Annotated in this window: 23 protein-coding genes and 1 tRNA gene; 19 read left to right on the forward strand and 5 right to left on the reverse strand. The window is 61.1% G+C overall.

Annotated elements, in window-relative coordinates; all coding sequences use genetic code 11:
* Positions 1–16: 16 nt before the first annotated feature.
* From pyrH to rpmE, 10 genes are all read left to right on the forward strand, one after another.
* A complete protein-coding gene (gene pyrH, locus FEV51_RS06655) occupies positions 17–733 on the forward strand; it encodes a UMP kinase (protein WP_138617157.1) in 717 nt (238 codons plus the stop codon).
* 26 nt (positions 734–759) lie between these two features.
* Positions 760–1,317, forward strand: coding sequence for a ribosome recycling factor (gene frr, locus FEV51_RS06660; protein WP_138617158.1), 558 nt, complete (start codon positions 760–762; stop codon positions 1,315–1,317).
* A gap of 22 nt (positions 1,318–1,339) precedes the next feature.
* Positions 1,340–2,023, forward strand: coding sequence for a polyprenyl diphosphate synthase (gene uppS / locus FEV51_RS06665; RefSeq protein ID WP_138617160.1), 684 nt, complete (start codon positions 1,340–1,342; stop codon positions 2,021–2,023).
* Positions 2,010–2,723 carry a phosphatidate cytidylyltransferase gene (locus tag FEV51_RS06670; RefSeq protein ID WP_246034466.1) on the forward strand — a complete coding sequence of 238 codons (714 nt, stop codon included), beginning with the start codon at positions 2,010–2,012 and terminating at the stop codon, positions 2,721–2,723. The genes uppS and FEV51_RS06670 overlap by 14 nt, the downstream gene beginning before the upstream one ends.
* Complete coding sequence (locus tag FEV51_RS06675; RefSeq protein ID WP_138617162.1) at positions 2,720–3,877, forward strand: 1-deoxy-D-xylulose-5-phosphate reductoisomerase; 1,158 nt, start codon at positions 2,720–2,722, stop codon at positions 3,875–3,877. Before FEV51_RS06670 ends, FEV51_RS06675 begins: the two co-directional genes overlap by 4 nt.
* 25 nt (positions 3,878–3,902) lie before the next feature.
* Positions 3,903–5,018, forward strand: coding sequence for an RIP metalloprotease RseP (gene rseP / locus FEV51_RS06680; protein WP_171033062.1), 1,116 nt, complete (start codon positions 3,903–3,905; stop codon positions 5,016–5,018).
* A 172-nt stretch (positions 5,019–5,190) separates the two neighbouring features.
* Positions 5,191–7,905, forward strand: coding sequence for an outer membrane protein assembly factor BamA (gene bamA, locus FEV51_RS06685; RefSeq protein WP_138617303.1), 2,715 nt, complete (start codon positions 5,191–5,193; stop codon positions 7,903–7,905).
* Entirely contained in the window at positions 7,905–8,570 is a 666-nt protein-coding gene (locus FEV51_RS06690) for an OmpH family outer membrane protein (RefSeq protein WP_138617164.1), read from the forward strand. The genes bamA and FEV51_RS06690 overlap by 1 nt, the downstream gene beginning before the upstream one ends.
* 26 nt (positions 8,571–8,596) lie before the next feature.
* Positions 8,597–9,049: a 3-hydroxyacyl-ACP dehydratase FabZ gene (gene fabZ, locus FEV51_RS06695; RefSeq protein WP_138617166.1), complete on the forward strand. Its 453-nt coding sequence runs from the start codon at positions 8,597–8,599 to the stop codon at positions 9,047–9,049.
* A 94-nt stretch (positions 9,050–9,143) separates the two neighbouring features.
* A complete protein-coding gene (gene rpmE, locus FEV51_RS06700) occupies positions 9,144–9,368 on the forward strand; it encodes a 50S ribosomal protein L31 (protein WP_138617168.1) in 225 nt (74 codons plus the stop codon).
* Between the two features lie 98 nt (positions 9,369–9,466).
* On the opposite strand, the gene FEV51_RS06705 is transcribed toward rpmE, so the two are convergent.
* Entirely contained in the window at positions 9,467–10,102 is a 636-nt protein-coding gene (locus tag FEV51_RS06705; protein ID WP_138617170.1) for a prolyl hydroxylase family protein, read from the reverse strand.
* Between the two features lie 193 nt (positions 10,103–10,295).
* Here FEV51_RS06705 and FEV51_RS06710 point away from each other — a divergent pair.
* The 9 genes from FEV51_RS06710 (at position 10,296) to FEV51_RS06750 (ending at position 18,499) form a co-directional block, all read left to right on the forward strand.
* Positions 10,296–10,372, forward strand: a tRNA-His gene (locus FEV51_RS06710).
* 45 nt (positions 10,373–10,417) lie between these two features.
* The gene (locus FEV51_RS06715; protein WP_138617171.1) at positions 10,418–11,482 is read left to right on the forward strand and encodes a Leu/Phe/Val dehydrogenase; all 1,065 of its coding nucleotides are present in this window, start codon (positions 10,418–10,420) and stop codon (positions 11,480–11,482) included.
* A 96-nt stretch (positions 11,483–11,578) separates the two neighbouring features.
* Complete coding sequence (ccmC, locus tag FEV51_RS06720; protein WP_138617173.1) at positions 11,579–12,301, forward strand: heme ABC transporter permease CcmC; 723 nt, start codon at positions 11,579–11,581, stop codon at positions 12,299–12,301.
* Positions 12,302–12,446: 145 nt separating this feature from the next.
* Positions 12,447–12,908, forward strand: a complete 462-nt coding sequence (gene ccmE, locus FEV51_RS06725) for a cytochrome c maturation protein CcmE (RefSeq protein ID WP_171033063.1) — start codon at positions 12,447–12,449, stop codon at positions 12,906–12,908.
* Positions 12,905–14,851: a heme lyase CcmF/NrfE family subunit gene (locus FEV51_RS06730; RefSeq protein ID WP_138617177.1), complete on the forward strand. Its 1,947-nt coding sequence runs from the start codon at positions 12,905–12,907 to the stop codon at positions 14,849–14,851. The genes ccmE and FEV51_RS06730 overlap by 4 nt, the downstream gene beginning before the upstream one ends.
* The gene (locus FEV51_RS06735) at positions 14,848–15,375 is read left to right on the forward strand and encodes a DsbE family thiol:disulfide interchange protein (RefSeq protein ID WP_138617179.1); all 528 of its coding nucleotides are present in this window, start codon (positions 14,848–14,850) and stop codon (positions 15,373–15,375) included. Before FEV51_RS06730 ends, FEV51_RS06735 begins: the two co-directional genes overlap by 4 nt.
* The gene (locus FEV51_RS06740; protein WP_138617181.1) at positions 15,372–15,785 is read left to right on the forward strand and encodes a cytochrome c-type biogenesis protein; all 414 of its coding nucleotides are present in this window, start codon (positions 15,372–15,374) and stop codon (positions 15,783–15,785) included. Before FEV51_RS06735 ends, FEV51_RS06740 begins: the two co-directional genes overlap by 4 nt.
* The gene (locus tag FEV51_RS06745; RefSeq protein ID WP_138617183.1) at positions 15,782–16,435 is read left to right on the forward strand and encodes a tetratricopeptide repeat protein; all 654 of its coding nucleotides are present in this window, start codon (positions 15,782–15,784) and stop codon (positions 16,433–16,435) included. The genes FEV51_RS06740 and FEV51_RS06745 overlap by 4 nt, the downstream gene beginning before the upstream one ends.
* Before the next feature lie 117 nt (positions 16,436–16,552).
* A complete protein-coding gene (locus FEV51_RS06750; protein ID WP_138617185.1) occupies positions 16,553–18,499 on the forward strand; it encodes a potassium transporter Kup in 1,947 nt (648 codons plus the stop codon).
* Between the two features lie 3 nt (positions 18,500–18,502).
* On the opposite strand, the gene FEV51_RS06755 is transcribed toward FEV51_RS06750, so the two are convergent.
* Genes FEV51_RS06755 through dapF form a run of 4 tightly spaced genes read right to left on the reverse strand, consistent with a single transcriptional unit; the run spans position 18,503 to position 22,075 of the window.
* Positions 18,503–19,174, reverse strand: a complete 672-nt coding sequence (locus FEV51_RS06755) for an inner membrane-spanning protein YciB (protein WP_138617187.1) — start codon at positions 19,172–19,174, stop codon at positions 18,503–18,505.
* Complete coding sequence (gene ftsY, locus FEV51_RS06760) at positions 19,174–20,097, reverse strand: signal recognition particle-docking protein FtsY (RefSeq protein WP_138617189.1); 924 nt, start codon at positions 20,095–20,097, stop codon at positions 19,174–19,176. The genes FEV51_RS06755 and ftsY overlap by 1 nt, the downstream gene beginning before the upstream one ends.
* Positions 20,094–21,269, reverse strand: a complete 1,176-nt coding sequence (locus FEV51_RS06765) for a MiaB/RimO family radical SAM methylthiotransferase (RefSeq protein WP_138617191.1) — start codon at positions 21,267–21,269, stop codon at positions 20,094–20,096. The genes ftsY and FEV51_RS06765 overlap by 4 nt, the downstream gene beginning before the upstream one ends.
* On the reverse strand, positions 21,266–22,075 hold the full coding sequence (gene dapF / locus FEV51_RS06770; RefSeq protein ID WP_138617305.1) for a diaminopimelate epimerase: 810 nt from the start codon (positions 22,073–22,075) through the stop codon (positions 21,266–21,268). Before dapF ends, FEV51_RS06765 begins: the two co-directional genes overlap by 4 nt.
* Positions 22,076–22,125 lie beyond the last annotated feature (50 nt).

Here is a 22,125-nt window from a genome sequence, read left to right on the forward strand (position 1 = left end):
ATCTTGCGAGCTGCTGATGAGCCATCCCACCTACAAGCGCGTTCTCCTGAAGCTTTCGGGCGAAGTGCTGATGGGCGGCCAGCAGTTCGGGATCGACCCGGCTTTCGTTCTGGAGATGGCGAAAGAGGTGAAGGCAGCCAAGGAAACCGGGCTGGAGATTTGCCTGGTGATCGGCGGCGGCAATATCTTTCGCGGGATGGCCGGTGCGGCGCAGGGCATGGACCGTGCGCAAGCCGATTATATGGGTATGCTGGCCACCGTCATGAACGCGCTGGCGATGCAGAGCGCGCTGGAACAGATCGGTGTTCCCACCCGCGTGCAGTCAGCCATCGAGATGGACAAGGTGTGCGAGCCGGTGATCCGCCGCCGCGCCGAACGCCATCTTGAAAAGGGCCGCATCGTGATTTTCGCCGCCGGAGTGGGCGCGCCGTATTTCACCACCGATTCCGGGGCCGCATTGCGCGCCGCCGAAATGCGCTGCGACGCTTTGCTCAAGGGCACCAGCGTTGATGGCGTGTACAGCGCCGATCCGAAGAAAGATCCGGACGCAAAGCGTTATGATAGCGTGAGTTACGACCGGGTGCTCGCAGACAATCTCAAGGTCATGGATGCCTCCGCCGTCGCGCTGTGCCGCGATAACGGTATTCCCATCGTGGTCTTTTCCATTCGCGAGCAGGGCAATCTTGCCCGCGTGCTGGTGGGCGAGGGCACGCAGACCATCGTTACCAGTTAATCACCACAAACCAGACCGAGGAAGCCATGGCAAAATACGACAAAGCTGACATCGAGCGCCGCATGAAGGGCGCGATTGAAGCCCTGAAGGGTGACCTGTCGGGCCTGCGCACCGGGCGCGCCAACACCAGCCTGCTCGACCCCGTAATGGTCGAGGTTTACGGATCGATGATGCCGCTGAACCAGGTGGCAACCGTCTCCGCGCCGGAACCGAGGATGCTGAGCGTACAGGTCTGGGACAAGGCCAATATCACGCCGGTCGAAAAGGGTATCGCGCGGGCCAATCTGGGCCTCAACCCGATGATTGATGGGCAGACCCTGAGGTTGCCGCTGCCGGATCTGACCGAGGAGCGCCGCAAGGACCTTGCCAAGCTGGCGGGCGAATATGGCGAAAAGGCCAAGATCGCCATCCGCAACGTGCGCCGCGACGGTATGGAAACGCTCAAGGAAGACGAGAAGAAGAAGGAAATCTCCGAAGACGATCGCAAGCGGTCCGAGGATGAGGTCCAGAAACTGACCGACAAATATGTCGCCGATACCGATGAAGCGGTGGCGGCAAAGGTGAAAGAGATCCTGACCCAGTAAGGGCAGGTACCGGAGTGAGAGGATGAGCGGCGAGAGGCAGCGTGCGCGGCACGTCGCCATCATCATGGACGGCAATGGCCGCTGGGCAAAGCGGCGGCATCTGCCGCGTGCGGTGGGTCACCAGCGCGGGGTCGAGGCGGTGCGCAAGCTGGTGCGCTCGCTGAGCGATACCGGCGTGGAATGCCTGACACTTTACGCTTTCAGCAGCGAAAACTGGAAACGGCCCGAAGCTGAGGTCGATGATCTGATGAATTTGATGCGCAAGTTCATCAAATCCGACCTGCCCGAATTTATCGCCAATGAAGTCCGACTCCAGATCATTGGTGACTGGCGCTCGCTGGCGCCCGACATCGTCGCCTCTCTCGATGATGCGCTGGCACGCACTGCACAGGGCACCCGCACGCTGGCGGTAGCGCTTAATTACGGTGCGCTGAGTGAAATCACTCAGGCGGCGCGGCTGGCTGCGGAGCAGGGCGCGGTGACCGAAGCAGCGATTGCAGCCAATCTCTACACCGCCGATCTGCCGCCGCTCGATCTGCTGATCCGCACCAGCGGCGAGGTTCGCCTGTCGAACTTTCTGCTTTGGCAGGCCGCATACGCTGAGATGATTTTCACTGACGTGCTATGGCCAGATTTCACCCCGGCCCATTTGCAGGATGCGCTGGACGAATATGCCGACCGGGAGAGACGCTTTGGCGGACGTTGAACAGCAGACGGCACCGCAGCCGAAAAAGAACGCCGATTTGCCAGTACGGCTGGCCTCGGCCATCGCGATGTTGGCTTTGGCGGGCGGTGCCCTGTGGATGGGTGGGCAGTGGCTGGATCTGTTTATCCTGGTCGTGGTGCTGGCGACACTGGTTGAGTTGGTGCTGCTGGTGGTCAAGGCGACGACCAACATCCCCTATCGGCTGGGAGCGATTTTGGCTGGCACGATCTATGTGGGGCTCGCCGGGATATTCCTGTCGCGCTTTCCTGTGGCCATTGTGATCGGCGTGGTGGGTGCAGTGATCTGTGTCGATACCTTCGCCTATTTTTTCGGCCGCACATTGGGCGGGCCAAAGATTGCCCCGCGCATCAGCCAGTCAAAGACGTGGGCAGGGCTGCTGGGCGGCATCATTGGCGCGACCGCCTGGGTCGCAGCGTGGATTTACACCATTGCCCGCGCGACCAGCGGCGATACGACGATGCCCTTCGACGGTATGGAAATGCTGCAAATCCTGGCCATCGGCACAGCGGTGGCAGTGGCGGCGCAGGCCGGCGATTTCTTTGAAAGCTGGCTCAAGCGCAAGGCGGGGGTCAAGGACAGCTCGCGCATAATTCCGGGGCATGGCGGCGTGTTCGACCGCACCGATGGACTGATCCCGGTTGTGCTGCTGGCAGGCGGGATGCTCGGCGCCGCTGTATGACCCGCACGATTTCCATTCTCGGGGCGACCGGATCGGTTGGCTCCTCCACGCTCGATTTGCTGCGCCGCAATCGCGATGATTGGGAGGTGGTCGCGCTGACTGCCAATTCCAGCGTTGCCGAACTTGCCGCACTGGCGCGCGAATTCAACGCGCAGATCGCGGTGGTTGCTGACGAGAGCCTGCTGGGCGATCTGACCGAAGCTCTGTCGGGCAGCGGGATCGAAGTCGCTGCGGGCAAGCGCGCATTGTGCGAGGCGGCTTCGCATCCCACCAATGTGGTTGTGGCTGCGATTGTCGGCTGTGCCGGATTGGCGCCGACCATGGCGGCAATTGAACAGGGCTGCATCGTGGCGCTCGCCAACAAGGAAGCGCTGGTCTCTGCTGGCGAGGTGATGACCGCCGCTGTGGCGAAGCATGGCGCGACATTGCTGCCCGTGGATAGCGAGCACAATGCCATCTTCCAGTGCTTGCAGGGCAACGACATCACCGACGTCAGTACGATAACGCTGACCGCCAGCGGCGGACCGCTGCGGTTGTGGACGCCCGGGCAATTGGCCGCAGCAACGCCTGCAGAAGCGATTGCACATCCTAATTGGGACATGGGCGACAAGATCAGCGTCGATTCCGCGACCATGTTTAACAAGGGTCTCGAACTGATCGAGGCGCATCACCTGTTCCCGGTCGGGCTCGACCGCATCCGCATCGTGGTTCACCCGCAAAGCGTGATCCATTCAATGGTGGAGTACCGCGACGGCTCAACGCTGGCTCAGCTTGGCCCATCGGATATGCGCGTGCCGATTGCGTCATGCTTGGCATGGCCTCAGCGTATGGACACGCCGTGCGAGCGGCTGGATCTTGCCGCCATTGGCGAACTGAGCTTTTTCCCGCCTGACGAGGACCGCTTTCCTGCGACCAGACTGGCGCGCGAGGCGGCGCAGGCTGGCGGCGGTGTGCCCGCAGTGCTCAATGCCGCGAACGAGATCGCGGTGGCCGCATTTCTTGACGGTAAGATCGCATTCACGAAGATTGCGGTAACGGTGGAGGATATGCTGACCCGCGGAAACCCGCCCGCTGCGCCGGGTTGTCTGGATGATGTGATTAATCTCGACGCCGAAACGCGTAGCCATGCGGCGGAAATTCTGGAGCTTGCCTGACTTGGACGGATCGATCCCTTTCTGGATGTATATACTGGGCTTCCCGCTGTTGCTGGGGCCATTGGTGACATTGCACGAGCTGGGACATTATCTGGTCGGGCGCTGGTTCGGCGTGCAGGCAGAAGCGTTTTCCGTCGGCTTCGGCAAGGAATTGTACGGCTGGACCGACAAGCGCGGGACACGCTGGAAATTGTCCGCCCTGCCCTTGGGCGGTTATGTCCAGTTCAAGGGCGATATGAACCCGGCGAGTATTCCCGATGCGGAGGCAAACACTCAGGCATCGCCGGCGGAGCGGGATGGCAGCTTCCACCACGCTGCGCTGTGGAAACGCGCGCTGATCGTATTCGCCGGTCCGGCGACGAATATCATTGTCACATTGGCGATTTTCGCTGCCTTTTTCCTGGCGTTGGGCAGACCGGTTCCTGCCGATCCGGTCGAACAGCTGACAATCTCTGCATTCTCCGAACAATCCACCGCGCGTGAAGCCGGTCTGCAGGCGGGTGACCGCATTGTCAGCGTTGAAGGCCGGAAAATGGAATCGTTCTTTGACCTGCGCCGCGCCGTGATGCTGTATCCGGGCCGCACGCTGGCCATGACGGTCGAACGCGAAGGAAATATGCGTCAGTTTGCTGTCCCCGTGGCGGCGATCGAGGACACCGACCAGTTCGGAAACAAGTCAAAAATCGGACTGATCGGGGTGATGCCCGCCGCCGCCGGGTTCGATTTTAAAGCGGTTGGTCCCGTTAATGCGGTCGGTCTGGCGGTTGATGAAACCATCAGCATTGCCAAGATGATGGGCACCGGAATCGTGCAGATTTTTACCGGCGAACGCTCGGTCAAGGAACTTGGCGGACCGGTGACGATTGGCAAGGTCGCGGGCGAGCAGTTGAGTCTCGGCTGGCGGGATTTCGTCAACTTCGCTGCGCTTATCTCGCTTAACTTGGCGTTCATCAACCTCCTGCCAATCCCCGCGCTCGACGGTGGGCATCTGGCATTCTACGCGGCGGAAGCCATTCGCCGTAAGCCAGTTGGTCCAAGGGGTCAGGAAGTGGCGTATCGCGCCGGCGTGGCGCTTGTGCTGATGCTGATGATATTCGTCACGATCAACGACCTGGCAAAGCTCCCGATATTCGGGAAATAGCCGGGGAAAGGGAGACAGCAGGGGCGGCAATTCACTCCACCAATGCTTGATTGACCGCGACGCATGAGGCAGGGGACCTTCGGGCCATGCCGCACCACGCGACGCGGCTCCGCCACGGACCCGACAACAGCCGGTATCCATGAATTTTAACGAGGACGGGATCTCCTTGTCGATGTATATTTTAGCTACTGCCGCCACGGAAAATGTCCGTTTGCGCCGGACACCTGCAGCGCGGCTGGCCATCGGCCTATTGGCCGGAACCATGCTTGGCGGCGTTCCACACGCTGCCTGGGCTCAGGAAGAAACCACTGACCAAGCGGTCGCTGCGCCAGTTGTGCAGCAGGACATCGTGACCACCATCGCGGTGGCTGGTGCTCAGCGGCTCGAGCCTCAGACTATCCTGTCATACATTCGGCTGCGTCCGGGCCAGACATATACTCAGGCTGTTGGCGATCAGGTCCTGAAGGACCTTTACGCCACCGAATTGTTCTCCAGCGCCAATGTGGTCAACAATGCCGGCAATGTCGTCATTACCGTGGTTGAAAACCCGGTGATCAACCGCATCATTCTGGAAGGCAACAAGCGCCTGAAGAACGACAAGATCGTTCCCGAGATAAAGCTTTCACCGCGCCAGATTTTCACCCGTTCAAAGGTTCGCGCGGATGTGGCCCGGATTATCGAGCTGTACAAGCGTCAGGGCCGGTTCGCCGCCACTGTCGAGCCGAAGATGGTGCAACTGAGTCAGAACCGCGTTGATGTGGTGTTCGAAATTCAGGAAGGACCCAAGTCCAAGGTCCGCCAGATCAACATCATCGGCAACGAACAGTTTTCCGATGGTGAAGTGCGCAGCGAAATGCTGACCAAGCAGGCGCGGCTGACCAGCTTCCTTAGCTCGAACACCAGCTACGATCCTGACCGTCTGGCGTTCGACCAACAAAAGCTGCGGCAGTTCTACCTGACGCAAGGTTACGCCGATTTTCGCGTAGTTTCGGCGGTTGCGGAACTCACCCCGGACAAGCGCGACTTCATTATCACCTATGTGGTTGAAGAGGGTGAGCGCTACAAATTCTCAGACCTGACGGTCGAAAGCCAGCTGCGCGATTTCAACAGCGAATCGATGACCAGCCGGCTGCCGATGAAAACCGGCGATTGGTATGATGCCAAGCTGGTCGAAGACACGGTTGAGCAGATGAGCGAACTGGCTGGCACCTTTGGCTACGCCTTTGCTGAAGTGCAGCCCGAATTCCGGCGCAATGCCGAAGACAAGACGATGAGCGTGAACTTCGTGCTTCGCGAAGCACCGCGCGTTTATGTCGAGCGGATCGACGTTAACGGCAACACTCTGACGCAGGACAAGGTGCTGCGCCGCGAATTCCGCCTTTCGGAAGGCGATGCATTCAATTCGCTAGCGGTTCGCCGGACTGCGGCGCGCATCAATTCGCTCGGCTTCTTCCAGGAAAACCTCGAGATCAATCAGGTCCAGGGCAGCGCGCCCGACCGGATCATTCTCGAAGCCAATGTCCAGGAACAGGCGACCGGCGAATTGCAGCTGTCGGCGGGCTTCTCGTCGCTGGAAAGCTTCATTCTTGCCGGCAGCATCCGCCAACGCAACTTCCGCGGCCGCGGCCAGACGGTCGGGCTGAGCGTAAATTACTCGCGGTTTTCGAAATCGGCGCAGGTCAGCTTTTCGGAACCTTATGTGTTTGACCGGAATATTTCGGCGGGCGCCGACATTTACCGCAAGGATTTCAACAGCTTTAACTTCCGTAACAATGAGCGGAATACCACTTTCCAGCAATCGACCACGGGTGCGTCAATGCGGTTAGGTGTGCCGTTGACCGAATATCTGGCGGCGATTGGTAGCTACACATTCAATTACGATGATATTTCTCTCGACGAGGCGAGCTATTTCTCAGATCGCGACGGCGATGGGATCGCTACTTGTGACCCGCTCCGCGCAGGCCGTTTCCTCTGTGAAGCAATCGGCAAGCGGTCGAGCTCTATCCTCGGTCTGTCGCTCAATTACGACACGCTCGACAGTCGCTTGCGCCCTACGCGTGGTGAGACCATCACCAATACATTCGAATTCGCCGGACTTGGCGGTTCTGTCAAATATCTCAAGATGCGCAGCCGCATGGGCAAATACTGGCCTGTTTTGGGTGACTTCATTTTCTCGGTCACTGCGGAAGGTGGCTGGATCAAGGGGCTGGAAAATAATAACATTCCGGGTTCAGACGATATTCGACTCACTGACCGCTTCTTCCTCGGTGAACCGCAGATACGTGGTTTCGACATCCGCGGTGTTGGTCCGCGCGTGATCCGTCTCGACTATATCGACGATGACAATGATCCGGCGACGCCGAATGTGCCTGAGTCGATCGATGCCGCATTGTCTGGCGATCAGCGCTCAGATGACGCGATTGGCGGCAAGGCGTATTACCTGGGCCGCGCCGAACTTGAAATTCCGCTGGGTAGCGGCGCGCGCAATCTCGGTCTGCGCCCGTCGATCTTTCTCGATGTTGGCTCGCTATTTGGCGTACAGCGCCCGATCCTGCAGGATTTCCCCAATGGTGCGCAGGCAACCGACGCAAATGGGCAATTGCTGTTCATCCAAGCGGGTGTCGATGAAGACGGTGATCCCATTACAACGCTGGTCACTTCCCCGACCGCACCGGATGGCACGCCCAATGCGCGCAGCGTGATCCCCAATACCTTCTTCAAGGAGGTCTTTGTTGGTGATACGATCAGCCCGCGTATTTCGGCGGGTATTGGGGTCAACTGGAATTCGCCATTCGGTCCGTTCAGGATCGATCTAGCCTATGCCATTAAAAGCGCTGTCGGTGACGATACCAAGCTCTTCTCGTTTAACGTAGGAACCCAATTCTGATGAAAATTCTTGCCAAATCGCTCGCGCTTGCGGGTATCGCCAGCGCTGCGTTTGTCGCTACTCCCGCCGCTGCACAGGTCGCGGGCATCGCCACCAGCAGCCCGGAAGCCGTGATCGTCCGCTCCGCCGCACGCATCGCTGCGTATCAGCAGATCGATCAGCAATATGCCGCGCAGATCCAGCAGGCCCGCACTGTTCGCCAGGAAATTCAGGCGCTGCAGGTCAGTCTGGACACAAACAAGGACAACCAGCTCAGCGAGCAGGAAGTCGCTGCCAATCCGGGTGTGGTTCAGCAGGTCCAGCAGAAGGAACAGCAGATTGGTCAGATCAGCCAGCCTATCGTTCTGGCACAGACATACGCGGTAGAACAGCTGATCAATGACTACAACAATGCGCGTCAGCAGGTGATCTCCCAGAAAAAGATCCAAATCATGTTGGCACCCGATGCCATTCAGTGGGCACCTGATAGCGTCAACGTTACTGCCGATATCGTTGCGGCGCTGGATAAGCGTGTTCCTACTGTCCAGATTGTTCCGCCCGCCGGCTGGCAGCCGCGCCGCGAATCGTACCAGCTGCAGCAGACGGTGCAGCAGGTGCTGGTTCAGGTGGCTCAGCAGCAGGCAGCAGCTGCTGCCCAGCCGCAGCCGCAGACCGACGGCCGTTAAGCCAGAGATCGGCAGGGGCAGAGGATATGAGTGATAGCGGATTCGACGTCGTTGAGGTGCTCAAGCGCCTCCCTCATCGCTACCCCCTGCTCCTGGTCGACCGCGTGGCCGAACTGGTCATCGATGAGCGGATTCACGCGGTAAAAGCTGTCAGTTTCAATGAGCAGTTTTTTCAGGGGCATTTCCCCGGTGCGCCTATTATGCCCGGTGTCCTCCAGATCGAGGCGCTGGCGCAGGCTGCCGGTGTTCTCGCAGTGGAATCGCTGGGCTTGGCCGGTTCTGGCAAGCTGGTTTATTTCATGGCCATCGAAAATGCCAAGTTCCGCAGCCCGGTGACACCCGGTGTATTGCTCGATCTGAAGGTCGAATTCGTCCAGAAACGCGCACGTGTGTGCAAGTTTGCGGGCGAGGCCAGCATTGATGGCAAGGTGACCTGCGAAGTGCAGTTTACCGCGATGATCGCCGACGCGCCCGAATAGGGTTGATATTGCCGCGCCGCGCCGCTATGCGCGCGCCTTTCCCACCAACAGCTGGACCGGTCGGAACCGTTCCGTGAGCTTGGAGACTTGAGCCATGAAGGCCGAAGGACACCCCGATTACCACATGATCACGGTCAAGATGACTGATGGCACAGAATTTCAGACCCGTTCGACTTGGGGCAAGGAAGGCGATACGCTTTCGCTCGAGATCGACCCGACGAGCCACCCGGCATGGACCGGCGGCAAGCAGCAGCTTCAGGAAGGCGGCCGCGTTGCAGCCTTCAACAAGCGCTTCGGCGGGCTCAGCCTCAAGAAGTAAGCCATTTGCGAAGTCCGGCGATGCCCGGCTTCGCCAGCAGTTAGGCGATCGCAAGATCGTCTTTAGGAGGGCGGTCCGACGGGGCCGCCCTTTTTGCGTCACCAGCCCCACGGTTTCTCGCGGTACCATTTCGTGATCACGTATTTCACGCCTTGACGAACCTTCATCCCGTGGTGCAGAGTGTTGGGATTTTCGCTTCCATCAGCGCGGCGATTGTTCCAGCACAGCAGCTTTCCCGTCTCAGGCTGAAAAGTCTTGCCGATGCATTTGAACCGCGTCGCGCCGCCCGCCACAACATCGTTCAGATAGACCATGAAGGTCCAGCTGCGCTGTCCGGCGATTGAGCAATATTTGGTCCAGTCCTGTCCATCAGGATTGAAATAGTCGCAATGTGGTTTGAATTCCTGCCCGACATCGTATCGCTGGCCCTGCAACGGCTCGCCATGTTCAGGCGCAATTCCCGAAAGCGCGGCGAGCATTGCCTCAATCTGCTGCACCGCATCCTCTTCTGTATTAAGATCGCAGGTCTCGCTGGTGCGGAAATAATGGTCGTCCCCGGCGTCGGCCAGCGTCGATGGACGACGGTCCTGATCAATCAAAGCAATCAGCGCATCGCATAGGGAAGGGTCCGCAAATCCGCGCCGCTGAAACAGTTGGATTTGGCCGCTGGGGACACGTTGGACGGCAGGCTGTGCCAGCAGATGTTCTGCAGAGGATTCGCCTGCGCGCGTCATCGCTATCACGATAGCGGCTGGGGATAGCAGGACAAGCCGCGAAATATAGTTGCGCGGCAGGGGCTGCTCACGCTTTTTCCCTTCCCATATAGAACGACTTGTGCAACAGGCACGCGCCGTTGCGCCGGGCGGGTTGACGCCTTCCTGTGCGGGCTTATCAGGCGCCTTCCCGGCTGGTTCGGGGGCGTGTGTGGCGATCGTAGCTCAGTTGGTTAGAGCGCCGGTTTGTGGTACCGGAGGTCGGGGGTTCGAGACCCCTCGATCGCCCCATTTCTCCCCCGATGCACTGGCAGATATTGCAGGGGTTTTGCGCAGATGTCGGCATTCTGGACCGAATCGGACTACGACGATCATGAACTGGTCGAGGTGGTTCGCGACGCCAAGAGCGGGCTGACCGCTATTATCGCGCTGCATTCCACGCATCTTGGCCCCGGTGCCGGTGGCACGCGCTTCTGGCATTATGGCGATCCTGCGGACGCAATGCGCGACGCGCTGCGCCTCAGCCGCGGAATGAGCTACAAGAATGCGATGGCCGGCCTGCCCATGGGCGGCGGCAAGGCCGTGATCTTGGCCGGTAAGGACAATTCGAAGACTCCCGAAATGCTCGCGGCGTTTGCCGATGCTGTCGATGCCTTGGGCGGGAAATATGTCACTGCCGAAGACGTCGGCATTTCCGAAGCCGATATGTCCACGGTGGCAAAGCGCACCCAATATGTTTCCGGCCTGCCGGTAGAAGGCGAGGACGCCGCTGGCGGCGATCCGGGTCCGTTTACCGCGCTTGGCATCTTTCTGGGCATCAAGGCCGCTGTGAAGCACAAGCTGGGCAAGGACAGCGTCAAGGACGTCCATGTCGCCATTCAGGGCACCGGCAGTGTCGGCGGCGGCGTTGCCCGCCTGCTGGCCAAGGAAGGCGCACAGCTGACACTGGCAGACATCGATGCGGAGCGCGCCGCAGCGCTTGCTGCTGAACTGGGCGCGCAGACGGCCGCTTCCGAGGCGATCATGTCGGTATCCTGCGATGTCTTCAGCCCCAATGCGCTGGGCGCGATTCTGGACGATGACGGCATTGGCCGGCTGGATTGTCAGATTGTTGCCGGCGGGGCGAACAATCAGTTGCAGCGCCCCGAACACGGCCCGATGCTGGCAAAGCGCGGCATTCTCTACGCGCCCGATTACGTCATCAATGCAGGCGGGATTATTTCGGTGACGCTGGAATATCTGTGCCGCAGTGAAAAGGCGCCTTGCGACATCAACGAGGTGCGCAAGCGGATCGCGCTGATTCCCGGACGGCTTGAGCAGATCTGGCACGATAGCGATGCATCGGGCGAATCGTCTGACCAGGTCGCTGACCGGATGGCGCAGAAGCTGATCGGGCGCTGATAAGCACGTCGATGCTCCCACATCGGGTATCGTGCGGCCATCCCCCATTGTGCCCAGCGCCAACCGCTGCCAAGGGTTTGCGCGGACGGTAATTCGATGCATGGCTTTGCAAATCCCAAACGCTTTCTTGCGCTGGCAAGCTGGCTGACTCCGCTTTTTTTGGGCGGGGGTCTGGTGCTGACCACAGGCGCCCTTGCATGGGGCCTGTTTATGGTCCCTCCCGACCGGCTGATGGGCGAAACGGTGCGGATCCTGTTCCTTCACGTGCCAACCGCATGGCTGGGTATGGGAGGATGGAGCGCCATCGCGATTTCCAGCCTCGTGTTCCTCGTCTGGCGTCACCCGCTGGCGGCCATTGCGGCGCGCGCGGCGGCGCTGCCCGGACTAGTGTTTACGATCATCTGTCTGGCCACCGGATCGATCTGGGGCCGCCCGACGTGGGGCACATGGTGGGTGTGGGACGGGCGGCTGACCTCGATGCTGGTCCTCGCATTCTTGTATCTTGCCTATATCGCTCTGGCGCAGGCGGCCGAGCGTGAGGGCGTCAGCCCGCGCATTCCGGCGATTTTCGGGTTGCTGGGCGCGATCAATATTCCGATTATCAACCGCAGCGTGGTGTGGTGGAATTCGCTGCACCAGCCGCCCAGCATAACCATGGGCAAAAGCGCCATCGATGCGGCATTCCTGATCCCCTTGATGGCCGCTGTGCTGGGGTTCTCGCTTATTTTTGGCGGCGTGGTGCTGGCGCGAATGCGTGCGCTGCTTGCCGATATTCAGGCCGAGGCGCGTCTGCGCCGCCGGGCTATGGAGGCCGCGTAATGCGCGAAGCTTTGGATCAATGGGACTTCGTTATCGCGGCCTATGCTGTTGGTATCACAGGCACGTTGGCAATGATTGTGTGGAGCTGGCGGGCTATGACCGCAGCTGAGCACCGCCGTCAGGAGGCACGCCGCAAATGAGCGCGATGAAAGCCAAACATCAGCGGCTGGTTCTGATCCTGTTGGCTCTGGTCGCGCTGGTCGGCGCGGGGCTGCTGGCGGCCTATGCGCTGCGCAATCAGGCGAGCTATTTCTATCTGCCAGAGCAGATCCGCGACAATCCCCCTGCTGTTGGGCAAGCGATCCGGCTGGGCGGAATGGTGGAAACCGGCTCGCTGAAAACGCAGCCGGACGGTGTCACGATCAATTTCGTTGTCACAGGACGCGACCGGTCGCGCGTACCTGTGCGCTTCGCGGGCATCGCCCCTGATCTATTCGTCGAAGGGTCGGGCGTGGTGGCCGAGGGGCGGTTGGGGCCGGAGGGCACCTTTGTGGCGGACAATCTGCTGGCCAAGCATGACGAGAATTATATGCCGCGCGAACTTGAAGGCATGAGCGAAGATCAGGCCCGTACAATGGCCGAAGATACCACCGTGGGCCTCAAATGATTGCTGAAATCGGTCTTGCTGCGCTGTGGCTGGCGGCGGCGCTTGCGGCCTTGCAACTGGTCGCCGGGGCGCTGGCGGTGCGCGGCGGTGCAGGCAGTGAAATTGCCGCTCTGATCAGGCCGGCAGCAGTGGTGCAGGGGGCGTTGGCCTCCGTATCGTTCGTAATGCTGCTGTGGGTTTTCGCCGTCACTGACCTGTCGGTGAAGCTGGTCGCGGCCAATTCGCATTCGATGAAGCCGATGGTTTTCAAGCTGGCTGGCGCGTGGGGCAACCATGAAGGCTCCATGCTGTTGTGGGTGACGGTCATGGCGCTGGCGGGCGGCCTGATCGCGCTGGTAGAGCGCCGCCTGCCCGAACGGACCATGCACGCCACACTGGCGGCGCAGGGCTTTGTCGGGCTGGGCTTTTACGCCTTTCTGCTGCTCAGTTCCAACCCGTTCGAGCGGCTGGCATTGCCCGCGGCAGAGGGGATGGGGCTGAACCCGCTGCTGCAGGATATCGGCCTCGCCTTCCATCCGCCCACGCTCTATTTTGGTTATGTCGGGCTATCGATTGCGTTCAGTTTTGCCGTCGGCGCGCTGATCACCCGGCAGGTCACACCCGAATTTGCGCGTGCGATGCGCCCGTGGGTGCTGGGCGCGTGGGTGTTCCTGACACTGGGCATCACCGCCGGGTCATACTGGGCGTATTACGAGCTGGGCTGGGGCGGCTGGTGGTTCTGGGACCCTGTCGAAAATGCCTCGCTGATGCCTTGGCTCGCCGCGACTGCGCTGCTGCATAGCGCCGGAGTGCTGGCGGCGCGCGATGCGCTGCGGGCGTGGACAATCATGCTGGGCGTCGTGGCCTTTTCTATGAGCATGATGGGCACGTTTCTGGTGCGATCGGGCATTCTGACGAGCGTGCATGCCTTTGCAGTCGATCCCGAACGCGGCACGTTTATTCTGGCATTGCTGGCGCTGTATATTGGCGGCGCTTTGCTGCTGTTCGCGCTGCGCGCCGGGACCATCAGCGAGGGGGAGCGATTCTCTGTGACCAGCCGTGAAGGCGCGCTGGTGTTCAACAATGTCATGCTCAGCGCAATTCTGGCGATTGTGCTGATGGGCACGCTGTATCCGCTGCTGACCGAAGCTTTCGACACGCGGGTTTCTGTCGGGCCGCCCTATTTCAATCCGGTTGGCGCGATTTTTGTCGTACCGATGCTGATCGTGATGGCCGTAGGTCCGCTGCTGCGCTGGCGGCGCGACAGTTTCGAGCGGATCGGGCGCGAGGCGGCGCTGGTTGCCGCTATCATTCTGGCTGCGCTGGTGCTGGTCAGCATCATTGGCGATGTGGCGATCCTGCCGCTGCTGAGTCTTGCACTGGCGGCGGCACTGGCGGTTGGCAGCTTGTTGCCGCTAAAAGGCCGCAATCTGCGTCTCTTGCCAATTGCCACATGGGGCATGGTCATTGCGCATTTCGGCATTGCGGTCGCGCTGTTCGGCATGGCGAGCGAAAGAGCCTTTTCCAAAGAGCGATTGGCTGCCGTGATGCCGGGCGAGGCGGCGCAGGTGGGGCCGTGGACCGTCACTCTCGAAGCGGTCGAACCTGTCGCCGGGCCGAACTGGACCGCCATCGAAGGGCGCATGTCGGCACGTTACCGCGATGGGGATCCGACCACGATAGCCCCGCAGGCACGCAGTTTCTGGACGCCGCCGCAGGAAACCACCGAGAGCGCGCTGATCACCCGCTGGAATGGGCAGCTGTATGCCGTGATGGGCGATCAAGCTGCTGGTGGCCGCTGGCAGGTCCGGTTGTGGTGGAAACCATTTGTCACATTTATCTGGTACGGAGGGATGCTGGTCGCATTGGGCGGGGTGCTGGCACTGATCGGGCGAGTGCTGAGCGATCTCAAACGCCGCAGCGTCACGCGCCGTATTGCCGAGCGCAAGGCAGAAACGCCATGAACTGGCGGTTGTGGATTCCTTTAGCGCTGTTTGCGGGCTTTCTTGCCCTGTCCGCCTATCAACTGAACCAGCCGAAGGATGAATTCGTCGAAAGCCGGATGGTCGGCCGACAGTTGCCATACTTCGACCTTGCACCTGCAATGCCAAACCAGCCGGGTCTTGCCAGCGCACAATTTACCGATGGCACGCCGCGCCTGCTTAATGTTTTTGCCAGTTGGTGCCTGCCCTGCATCGCCGAGGCACCGCAGCTTGAGCGATTGCAACGCGAAGGCGCAGAAATCGTGGGTGTAGCCATCCGCGACCGGCCCGCAGATGTGGCGCGTTTTCTGGCGCAAAATGGCAATCCTTACAGCGCAATCGGCTCGGATGACCTGTCGGCGCTGCAGCTTGAGCTGGGATCATCGGGGGTGCCGGAGACCTTTGTCATCGATGGCAAGGGTATGATCCGCTATCAGCATATCGGCGATATCCGGGCTGGCGATGTGCCGATGTTGCTCGGAAAACTGCGAGAGGCACGTCAATGAAGCGCTTGATCCTGATGATTGCAGCGCTTGTTTCGTGCTTTTCAATGTCTGTTTCAGCGCAGGACACTATGCCGCCAGCACCCTATGCCTACCGGCAGCTCGACGATCCCGCGCTTGAGGCCAAGGCGCAGGATCTGATGGAAACTTTGCGCTGCCTGAAGTGCCAGAGCCAGTCGATAGCCGATAGCGATGCGCCCATGGCGGGCGATATGCGGCATCAGGTTCGGCTGCGCATTGCCGCGGGGGAAAGCCCCGATGCGATTCGCGGCTGGTTGATGGAGCGGTATGGCGATTATGTCAGCTACAAACCGGAAATCAGCGCCTCGACCTGGCCATTGTTTGCAGTGCCGATGATACTGGTCTTGCTGGCCGGGGTCATATTGCTGCGCCGCCTGAGGAATAGCACATGAACTGGATCGCGATTCTGGCGCTGGCAGCGCTGGCATTCCTGCTCGCCGCGACCGTATTGCGACTGCCGCGCGGTGGTTGGATGTTGTTCGGCGCAGCGCTGCTGTTTGGCCTTGCGGGGTATGCGCTGCAAGGTTCGCCCGGTCAGCCGTCATCGCCTGCGGCGGCCAAGGGCGAGGCCCCGGTGGAAGGCGAATTGCTGGTCGAGGCGCGGCGCGAATTCTTCGCCAGCCCGCAGCCGCCGTCGCGCTTCGTCACCACGGCAGACGCGTTTGCGCGGCGCGGAGACTTTGAAAACGCGGCCAATTTCCTGCGCAATGCGGTGCGCGAGAATCCCAATGATGCCGAGGCATGGCTGGCGCTGGGCAATGCACTGGTCGAACATGCAGACGGCCAACTGACCGCCAGCGCGCTGTTTGCTTATTCGCGTGCTGAGGACACTGCGCCGGGCAATCCGGCGCCGACGTATTTTTACGGACTGGCGCTGCTGCGCGCCGGACAGGCGGTTCAGGCACGCGGCCTGTGGGCAGAGGCGCTGGAGCAGGCCCCGCAGGATGCTGCATGGCGTCCCGGTCTGGCCGAGCGGCTGGAGCGGCTCGATGCGCTGATCGTCCAGATGTCACCGGGCAGCGCCGACAGCCCTGCACGCTGAGTCAATGCGTGCTCTATTGCGGGTGCCAAGCCATGCTGCTAATCGCCCCCGCCTTGCCCTGAGCCTGTTCGCTCGCGAGACAAGGCTTTGTACCATGCGGCTGGACGCTACCACGCAATGAACGAGACCACCGTGTCATCCACCGGACCCGTGCCCGAGGGCGCAGTGCCGGAAACTCACGGCCATGGGAGTGGCTCGAAAGCCGCGCTCGCCATCGGTTCGATTGGCGTGGTGTTCGGCGACATCGGCACCAGCCCGCTTTATGCGTTCCGCGAAACATTTTCCGGCGCGAATAATTTTTCGATCGCGATCGACCGGATGCATGTGCTGGGTGTGGTCAGCCTGATTTTCTGGTCGATGCTGCTGGTCGTGTCGATCCAGTACGTCACCATCCTGATGCGCGCCGATAACAAGGGGCAGGGCGGCAGTCTGGCACTGGTCGCGCTGCTGTCGCGCCATATCGGCAAGTCGAATTACGGCTGGCTGGTGGTGTTGCTCGGCGTGTTTGCGACGTCGCTGTTCTATGGCGACAGCATGATTACGCCGGCCATATCGGTGCTGTCGGCGGTCGAAGGGCTGGCAGTGGTCGATCATAGACTCGACCCGTTGATTATCCCGATTGCGCTGGTGCTGCTGATCCTGCTGTTCCTGCTGCAAAAACGCGGCACGGCCAAGGTGGGCGCATTGTTCGCCCCGGTGATGATTGTCTATTTCATCGTTATTGCCGGGATGGGTCTGAACCAGATCATCCAGAACCCCGACATCCTGTGGGCGCTGAACCCCTATTACGCGATGCAGTTTTTCGTCACCGACGGTTTTATCGCCTTTCTGGCGCTGGGCGCAGTGGTGCTGGCGGTGACGGGGTCAGAGGCGCTGTATTCCGACATGGGCCACTTCGGGCGCGGACCGATGCGGCTGTCGTGGTTCGGCTTTGTGATGCCTTGCCTGCTGCTCAACTATTTCGGGCAGGGGGCGATGATCGCCGGATTGCCACCGGAACTGGCATCCGAAGTGGTACGCAACCCGTTTTTCCTGCTGGCATCAGAGGAATGGCGACTGCCGCTGGTAATCTTGTGCACGCTGGCAACATTCATCGCCAGCCAGGCGGTTATCTCGGGCGCATTCTCGATCACGCATCAGGCGATGCAGCTGGGCTTCATGCCGCGCCTGTCGATCCGCCACACCAGCGAAACCGAAGCCGGGCAGATTTACATTCCCGTCATCAATTGGGCGCTGATGGTGGCGGTGATCGTGCTGGTGCTGACTTTCCAGAGCTCCACCAATCTCGCCAGCGCCTACGGCATTGCCGTAACCGGCGCGGTGACGATCGACACGTTGTTGATGGGCGTCTTGCTGGTCGGCGTATGGAAATGGAAACTGTGGTTGGCAGCCCCGGTGGTGGTGCTGTTTCTGATCGTCGATGGCGCTTACTTTGCGGCGAATTTGACCAAGGTTCCGCAGGGCGGCTGGTTCCCGCTGGTGGTAGGCCTGGTGGCATTCACGCTGCTGACAACCTGGGCGCGCGGGCGCAAGCTGATGCGCGACCGGATGAGCGAAGTGGCGCTGCCCATCGAAATCTTTGCCAAATCGGCCAAAAACAGCACCACGCGGGTGCCCGGTACGGCGATCTTCATGGCCAGCCAGACTGCCGGTGTGCCCTCCGCACTGCTGCACAATATCAAGCACAACAAGGTGTTGCACGAACGGGTTGTTATCCTGACCGTGCTGATCGCCGAGGTGCCCTATGTGGATGAGAACGAGCGGTGTGAGATCCACGATCTTGGTGACGGGTTCTACCGCGCCGTGCTGCATTATGGCTTTATGCAGGAAACCGACGTACCGCTGGGCCTGAAGCAGATGGAGCGTTGCGGCGGCAGTTTCGACATGATGCAGACCAGCTTCTTCCTCAGCCGTCAGACCCTGTTGCCCAGCGACAAGCCGGGGATGCCGATCTGGCGCGAGAAGATCTTTGCATGGATGCTGCGCAATGCGGCGACGGCGATGGATTTCTTCCGCCTGCCCACCAACCGCGTGGTCGAGCTGGGCAGCCAGGTCGAAATCTGAGGCTTATTCGCCGGTTGGTGGCTGGTTTTTCAGCACTTCATCTTCATCATCGAACGCCAGCCCGTGCCGCAGCAGCATGGGGATCTGCGTGAAGGTGAACAGGAAGCTGAGCGGCATGAACACCCACAGCTTGGCCCACAGCCACGTTTCGAACGACAACTGAGCGCGCATGACTTCGTTTAAAGCGGCGAGCGCAAAGAAGAACACGCCCCAATTGCGCGACAGCTTCAGCCAACCCGCATGATCGACGCCTTCGAAAGCGGCTTCCAGCAAAATCTGGAGCAGCGCCTTGCCGCGCAGCCAGCCGCCGATCAGCAGAACACCGAACAGGATATAAATCGCGGTTGGCTTGATCTGGATAAAGCGTTCGTCGCGCAGCCAGATGGTCAGCGCGCCAAAGCCAATGATCAGTGCGGTCGAAAGCATCAGCATTGGCGAGATGCGCCCGAACTTCCATTTCGAAAACACCAGCGCCGCCACGGCTGCGACCATAAACGCAACCGTTCCGGCGATGATGGCAGCGATCTCGCCCAGCGGGCCGGGTTCTTCGGGCGCGTAGAACTTGTAGGTGCCAAGGAAGACCAGCAGCGGGCCGTAATCGACCAGAATGTTCAGCCAGCCGCTTTTCGGCTTGGCCCTTGGTGTCGGTTCGGGTGTAGGTTCGCTCTGCGTCATCAAGCCACTCCTGCAATCACGCGCGCGACCAGTTCGGGGTCGAAGGGGCGCAAATCATCGATCTTCTCGCCCACGCCAATCGCGTGGATGGGCAGGCCATATTGCTCAGCCGCCGCAACCAGAACGCCGCCGCGCGCGGTGCCGTCCAGCTTGGTCATGACCAGGCCGGTGACGCCCGCGACTTCCTTGAACACATCGATCTGCGCCAGTGCGTTCTGGCCATTGGTGGCATCAAGGACCAGCACCACATCATGCGGTGCCTCGGGATTGATCCGGCCCAGCACGCGGCGGATCTTGGCCAGCTCGTCCATCAACTCGCGCTTGTTCTGGAGCCGTCCGGCCGTATCGACGACCAGCGCGTCGATACCCTGGTCCGTGGCCGCCCTGACCGCGTCAAACACAATGGAGGCGGGGTCGCCGCCCTCTGCACCGCGCACCAGCGGCACGTCGATGCGTTCGGCCCAGGTGGCCAATTGGCCGATAGCTGCGGCACGAAACGTATCGCCCGCCGCCAGCATGACCGAATAATCGTCTTCCCGAAACAGATGCGCCATTTTGGCGATGGTGGTGGTCTTGCCGCTGCCATTGACCCCGATCACAAGTATGACCTGTGGACGGGGGAAAGCGGTGATCTCAAGCGGTTTGGCCACGGGGCGCAGGATCGATGCAATTTCTTCGGCGACAGCTTCCTTGAGCTCCTGCGGCGTAATTTCGAGGCCAAAGCGTTGCTCCGCCAGCTTGGCACGAATGCGCGCGGCGGCGGATGGGCCCAGGTCGGACAGGATCAGCGCATCTTCGACATCATCAAGCGTTGCATCGTCGAGCTTGGCGGTGCCGACAACGGCGGTCAGGTTCTCGGTCAGCTTTTCGGAAGTCTTGCGAAACCCTCCGAACAGCCTGTTGCTCCAGCTATCCTGGCTCATTGCAGCAGGCCTTCCTCAATGCGTGTCGGAGTGATTGTGACGATGGTGCCGGGCACTGTGTCCTGCGGCATGGCAATTCGTGCGAAGTGCGGCGCATAGCCGGTGCCGTCCCGCTCGGCGAGCACGGACAGTGGTTTATCGACGAGCGACGCCAGCCACTCGGCACGTGTCGCAGCGATGGCGGCGCGCAGTTCGGCGGCGCGGGCGCGGATAATCTTGCGCTCGACCTGCGGCATCCGCGCGGCTGGCGTGTTGGGGCGCGGTGAATAGGGGAAGACGTGGCCGTGGACGATGCCCAGTTCGGCGATGATTGAAAGATTGGCCGCGTGGTGCTCAGCGCTCTCGGTCGGGAAGCCGGCAATCAGGTCTGCACCAATGGCGAGGTCAGGGCGGAGGGTCTTCAGCTTGGCAACCAGCTGGCGCGCATCCTCGCGGCTGTGGCGCCGCTTCATCCGCTTGAGAATCAGATCATGGCCATGTTGCAGGGACAGATGCAAATGCGGCATCAGGCGCGGCTCGCTGGCGAACAGGTCGAACAGCACAGGGTCGATTTCAACCCCGTCGAGTGACGACATCCGCAGCCTGGCCAGTTGCGGAAATTCGTCGAGTATCGCCTGCACCATAGTGCCCAGCGGCGGACGGTCGGGCAGATCGTGGCCCCATGAGGTTACATCGACGCCGGTCAGCACCACCTCCTGCGCGCCCTGCGCCAGATGCTGTGCGACCTCGCGCAGCACCGCAGCGATGGAGAGCGACCGGCTTGGCCCTCGTCCCTGCGGGATCACGCAGAAGGTGCAGGCGTGGTCACAGCCGTTCTGCACGGCGACAAAGGCGCGCGTGCGGCGGGGTAGCGATGGTGGGGCGTCAGCGGGCACATTCCAGGCGCGCGGGTCGAGCTTGGCCGTGTTGGCGACCAGGCCGTCGACTTCAGGCATCGCGGCAATCTGCTCGCGCTCAACCTCGGCGGCGCAGCCGGTGACCAGCAGCCGCGCGCCGGGATGATCGGCACGCGCGCGGCGGATGGTCTGACGGGTGGTCCGCACCGCTTCGGATGTGACAGCGCAGCTGTTGATGACAACAATGTCCTGCTCGCCCGCCAGCAGCGCAGTGATCCGCTCGCTCTCGGCAATATTGAGGCGGCAACCCAGCGAGATGACCTGCGCTGCGCTCATGCGAAATCATCCCATTCGAAACTGCCGCGATAGGCTTCGGTCGCCGGGCCGGTCATGCGGATGCGATTGTCTTCGCCCCAGACGATCTGTAAGTCGCCGCCCGGCAGAGTGACGGTCACTTCGCGGTCGGTCAGATTACGGCGCATTGCGGCGACGGCGGTGGCGCAGGCCCCGGTGCCGCAGGCACGCGTGATGCCCGCACCGCGTTCCCAGACCCGCAAGCGGATATGATCACGGTCCGTCACAGTGGCGACGTTTACGTTCACGCGTTCGGGAAACAGCGGGTCCTGTTCAATCACCGGGCCGATTTGCGCCAGATCTACCGCGTCGCAATCCGGGATGAAAAACACCGCATGCGGGTTGCCGACATTGACTGCGGTTGGATTGTCCAGCGCCTCCCAGCCCACCGGCATGGCGAGCGTATCCATAGGATAGGCCAGCGGGATCGCGTCCCAGTCAAAGCGCGGCTGTCCCATATCTACGGTCGCGCCGCCGTCACCGGGCCGGGCGTTGAGAATTCCGCCGCCCGTCTCGATCTGCACAGCAGAGCCATGCAGCAGCGCCACCGCGCGCGTCGCATTGCCGCAGGCGCCAACCTCGCCGCCATCGGGATTGAAGATCCGCATCCGCAAGTCGGCAGTGTCACTGGGTTCGAGCACGATCAGCTGGTCGCAGCCAATTCCCGTCCGGCGATCGGTAATCGCGCGCGCGAAACCGGTGGTGATGACAGGCAGGTCTGCCGCGCGTGCATCGAGCACGACGAAATCATTGCCTAATCCATGCATCTTGGTGAAAGCGGCGCGCATTGCGCGCGTCATCTATGCATTCCGGCGCGCAGCGTCCAGTGCGCGGCGCG

This window comes from Qipengyuania marisflavi (assembly GCF_005884405.1).
GTDB classification, from domain to species: Bacteria; Pseudomonadota; Alphaproteobacteria; order Sphingomonadales; family Sphingomonadaceae; genus Qipengyuania; species Qipengyuania marisflavi.

Coding starts and splice junctions, on each gene's coding strand:
- pyrH (WP_138617157.1), top strand. CDS start 17: ATGAGCCATCCCACCTACAAGCGCGTTCTCCTGAAGCTTTCGGGCGAA.
- frr (WP_138617158.1), top strand. CDS start 760: ATGGCAAAATACGACAAAGCTGACATCGAGCGCCGCATGAAGGGCGCG.
- uppS (WP_138617160.1), top strand. CDS start 1,340: ATGAGCGGCGAGAGGCAGCGTGCGCGGCACGTCGCCATCATCATGGAC.
- FEV51_RS06675 (WP_138617162.1), top strand. CDS start 2,720: ATGACCCGCACGATTTCCATTCTCGGGGCGACCGGATCGGTTGGCTCC.
- rseP (WP_171033062.1), top strand. CDS start 3,903: ATGTATATACTGGGCTTCCCGCTGTTGCTGGGGCCATTGGTGACATTG.
- bamA (WP_138617303.1), top strand. CDS start 5,191: ATGTATATTTTAGCTACTGCCGCCACGGAAAATGTCCGTTTGCGCCGG.
- FEV51_RS06690 (WP_138617164.1), top strand. CDS start 7,905: ATGAAAATTCTTGCCAAATCGCTCGCGCTTGCGGGTATCGCCAGCGCT.
- fabZ (WP_138617166.1), top strand. CDS start 8,597: ATGAGTGATAGCGGATTCGACGTCGTTGAGGTGCTCAAGCGCCTCCCT.
- rpmE (WP_138617168.1), top strand. CDS start 9,144: ATGAAGGCCGAAGGACACCCCGATTACCACATGATCACGGTCAAGATG.
- FEV51_RS06705 (WP_138617170.1), bottom strand. CDS start 10,102: ATGACGCGCGCAGGCGAATCCTCTGCAGAACATCTGCTGGCACAGCCT.
- FEV51_RS06715 (WP_138617171.1), top strand. CDS start 10,418: ATGTCGGCATTCTGGACCGAATCGGACTACGACGATCATGAACTGGTC.
- ccmC (WP_138617173.1), top strand. CDS start 11,579: ATGCATGGCTTTGCAAATCCCAAACGCTTTCTTGCGCTGGCAAGCTGG.
- ccmE (WP_171033063.1), top strand. CDS start 12,447: ATGAAAGCCAAACATCAGCGGCTGGTTCTGATCCTGTTGGCTCTGGTC.
- FEV51_RS06730 (WP_138617177.1), top strand. CDS start 12,905: ATGATTGCTGAAATCGGTCTTGCTGCGCTGTGGCTGGCGGCGGCGCTT.
- FEV51_RS06735 (WP_138617179.1), top strand. CDS start 14,848: ATGAACTGGCGGTTGTGGATTCCTTTAGCGCTGTTTGCGGGCTTTCTT.
- FEV51_RS06740 (WP_138617181.1), top strand. CDS start 15,372: ATGAAGCGCTTGATCCTGATGATTGCAGCGCTTGTTTCGTGCTTTTCA.
- FEV51_RS06745 (WP_138617183.1), top strand. CDS start 15,782: ATGAACTGGATCGCGATTCTGGCGCTGGCAGCGCTGGCATTCCTGCTC.
- FEV51_RS06750 (WP_138617185.1), top strand. CDS start 16,553: ATGAACGAGACCACCGTGTCATCCACCGGACCCGTGCCCGAGGGCGCA.
- FEV51_RS06755 (WP_138617187.1), bottom strand. CDS start 19,174: ATGACGCAGAGCGAACCTACACCCGAACCGACACCAAGGGCCAAGCCG.
- ftsY (WP_138617189.1), bottom strand. CDS start 20,097: ATGAGCCAGGATAGCTGGAGCAACAGGCTGTTCGGAGGGTTTCGCAAG.
- FEV51_RS06765 (WP_138617191.1), bottom strand. CDS start 21,269: ATGAGCGCAGCGCAGGTCATCTCGCTGGGTTGCCGCCTCAATATTGCC.
- dapF (WP_138617305.1), bottom strand. CDS start 22,075: ATGCGCGCCGCTTTCACCAAGATGCATGGATTAGGCAATGATTTCGTC.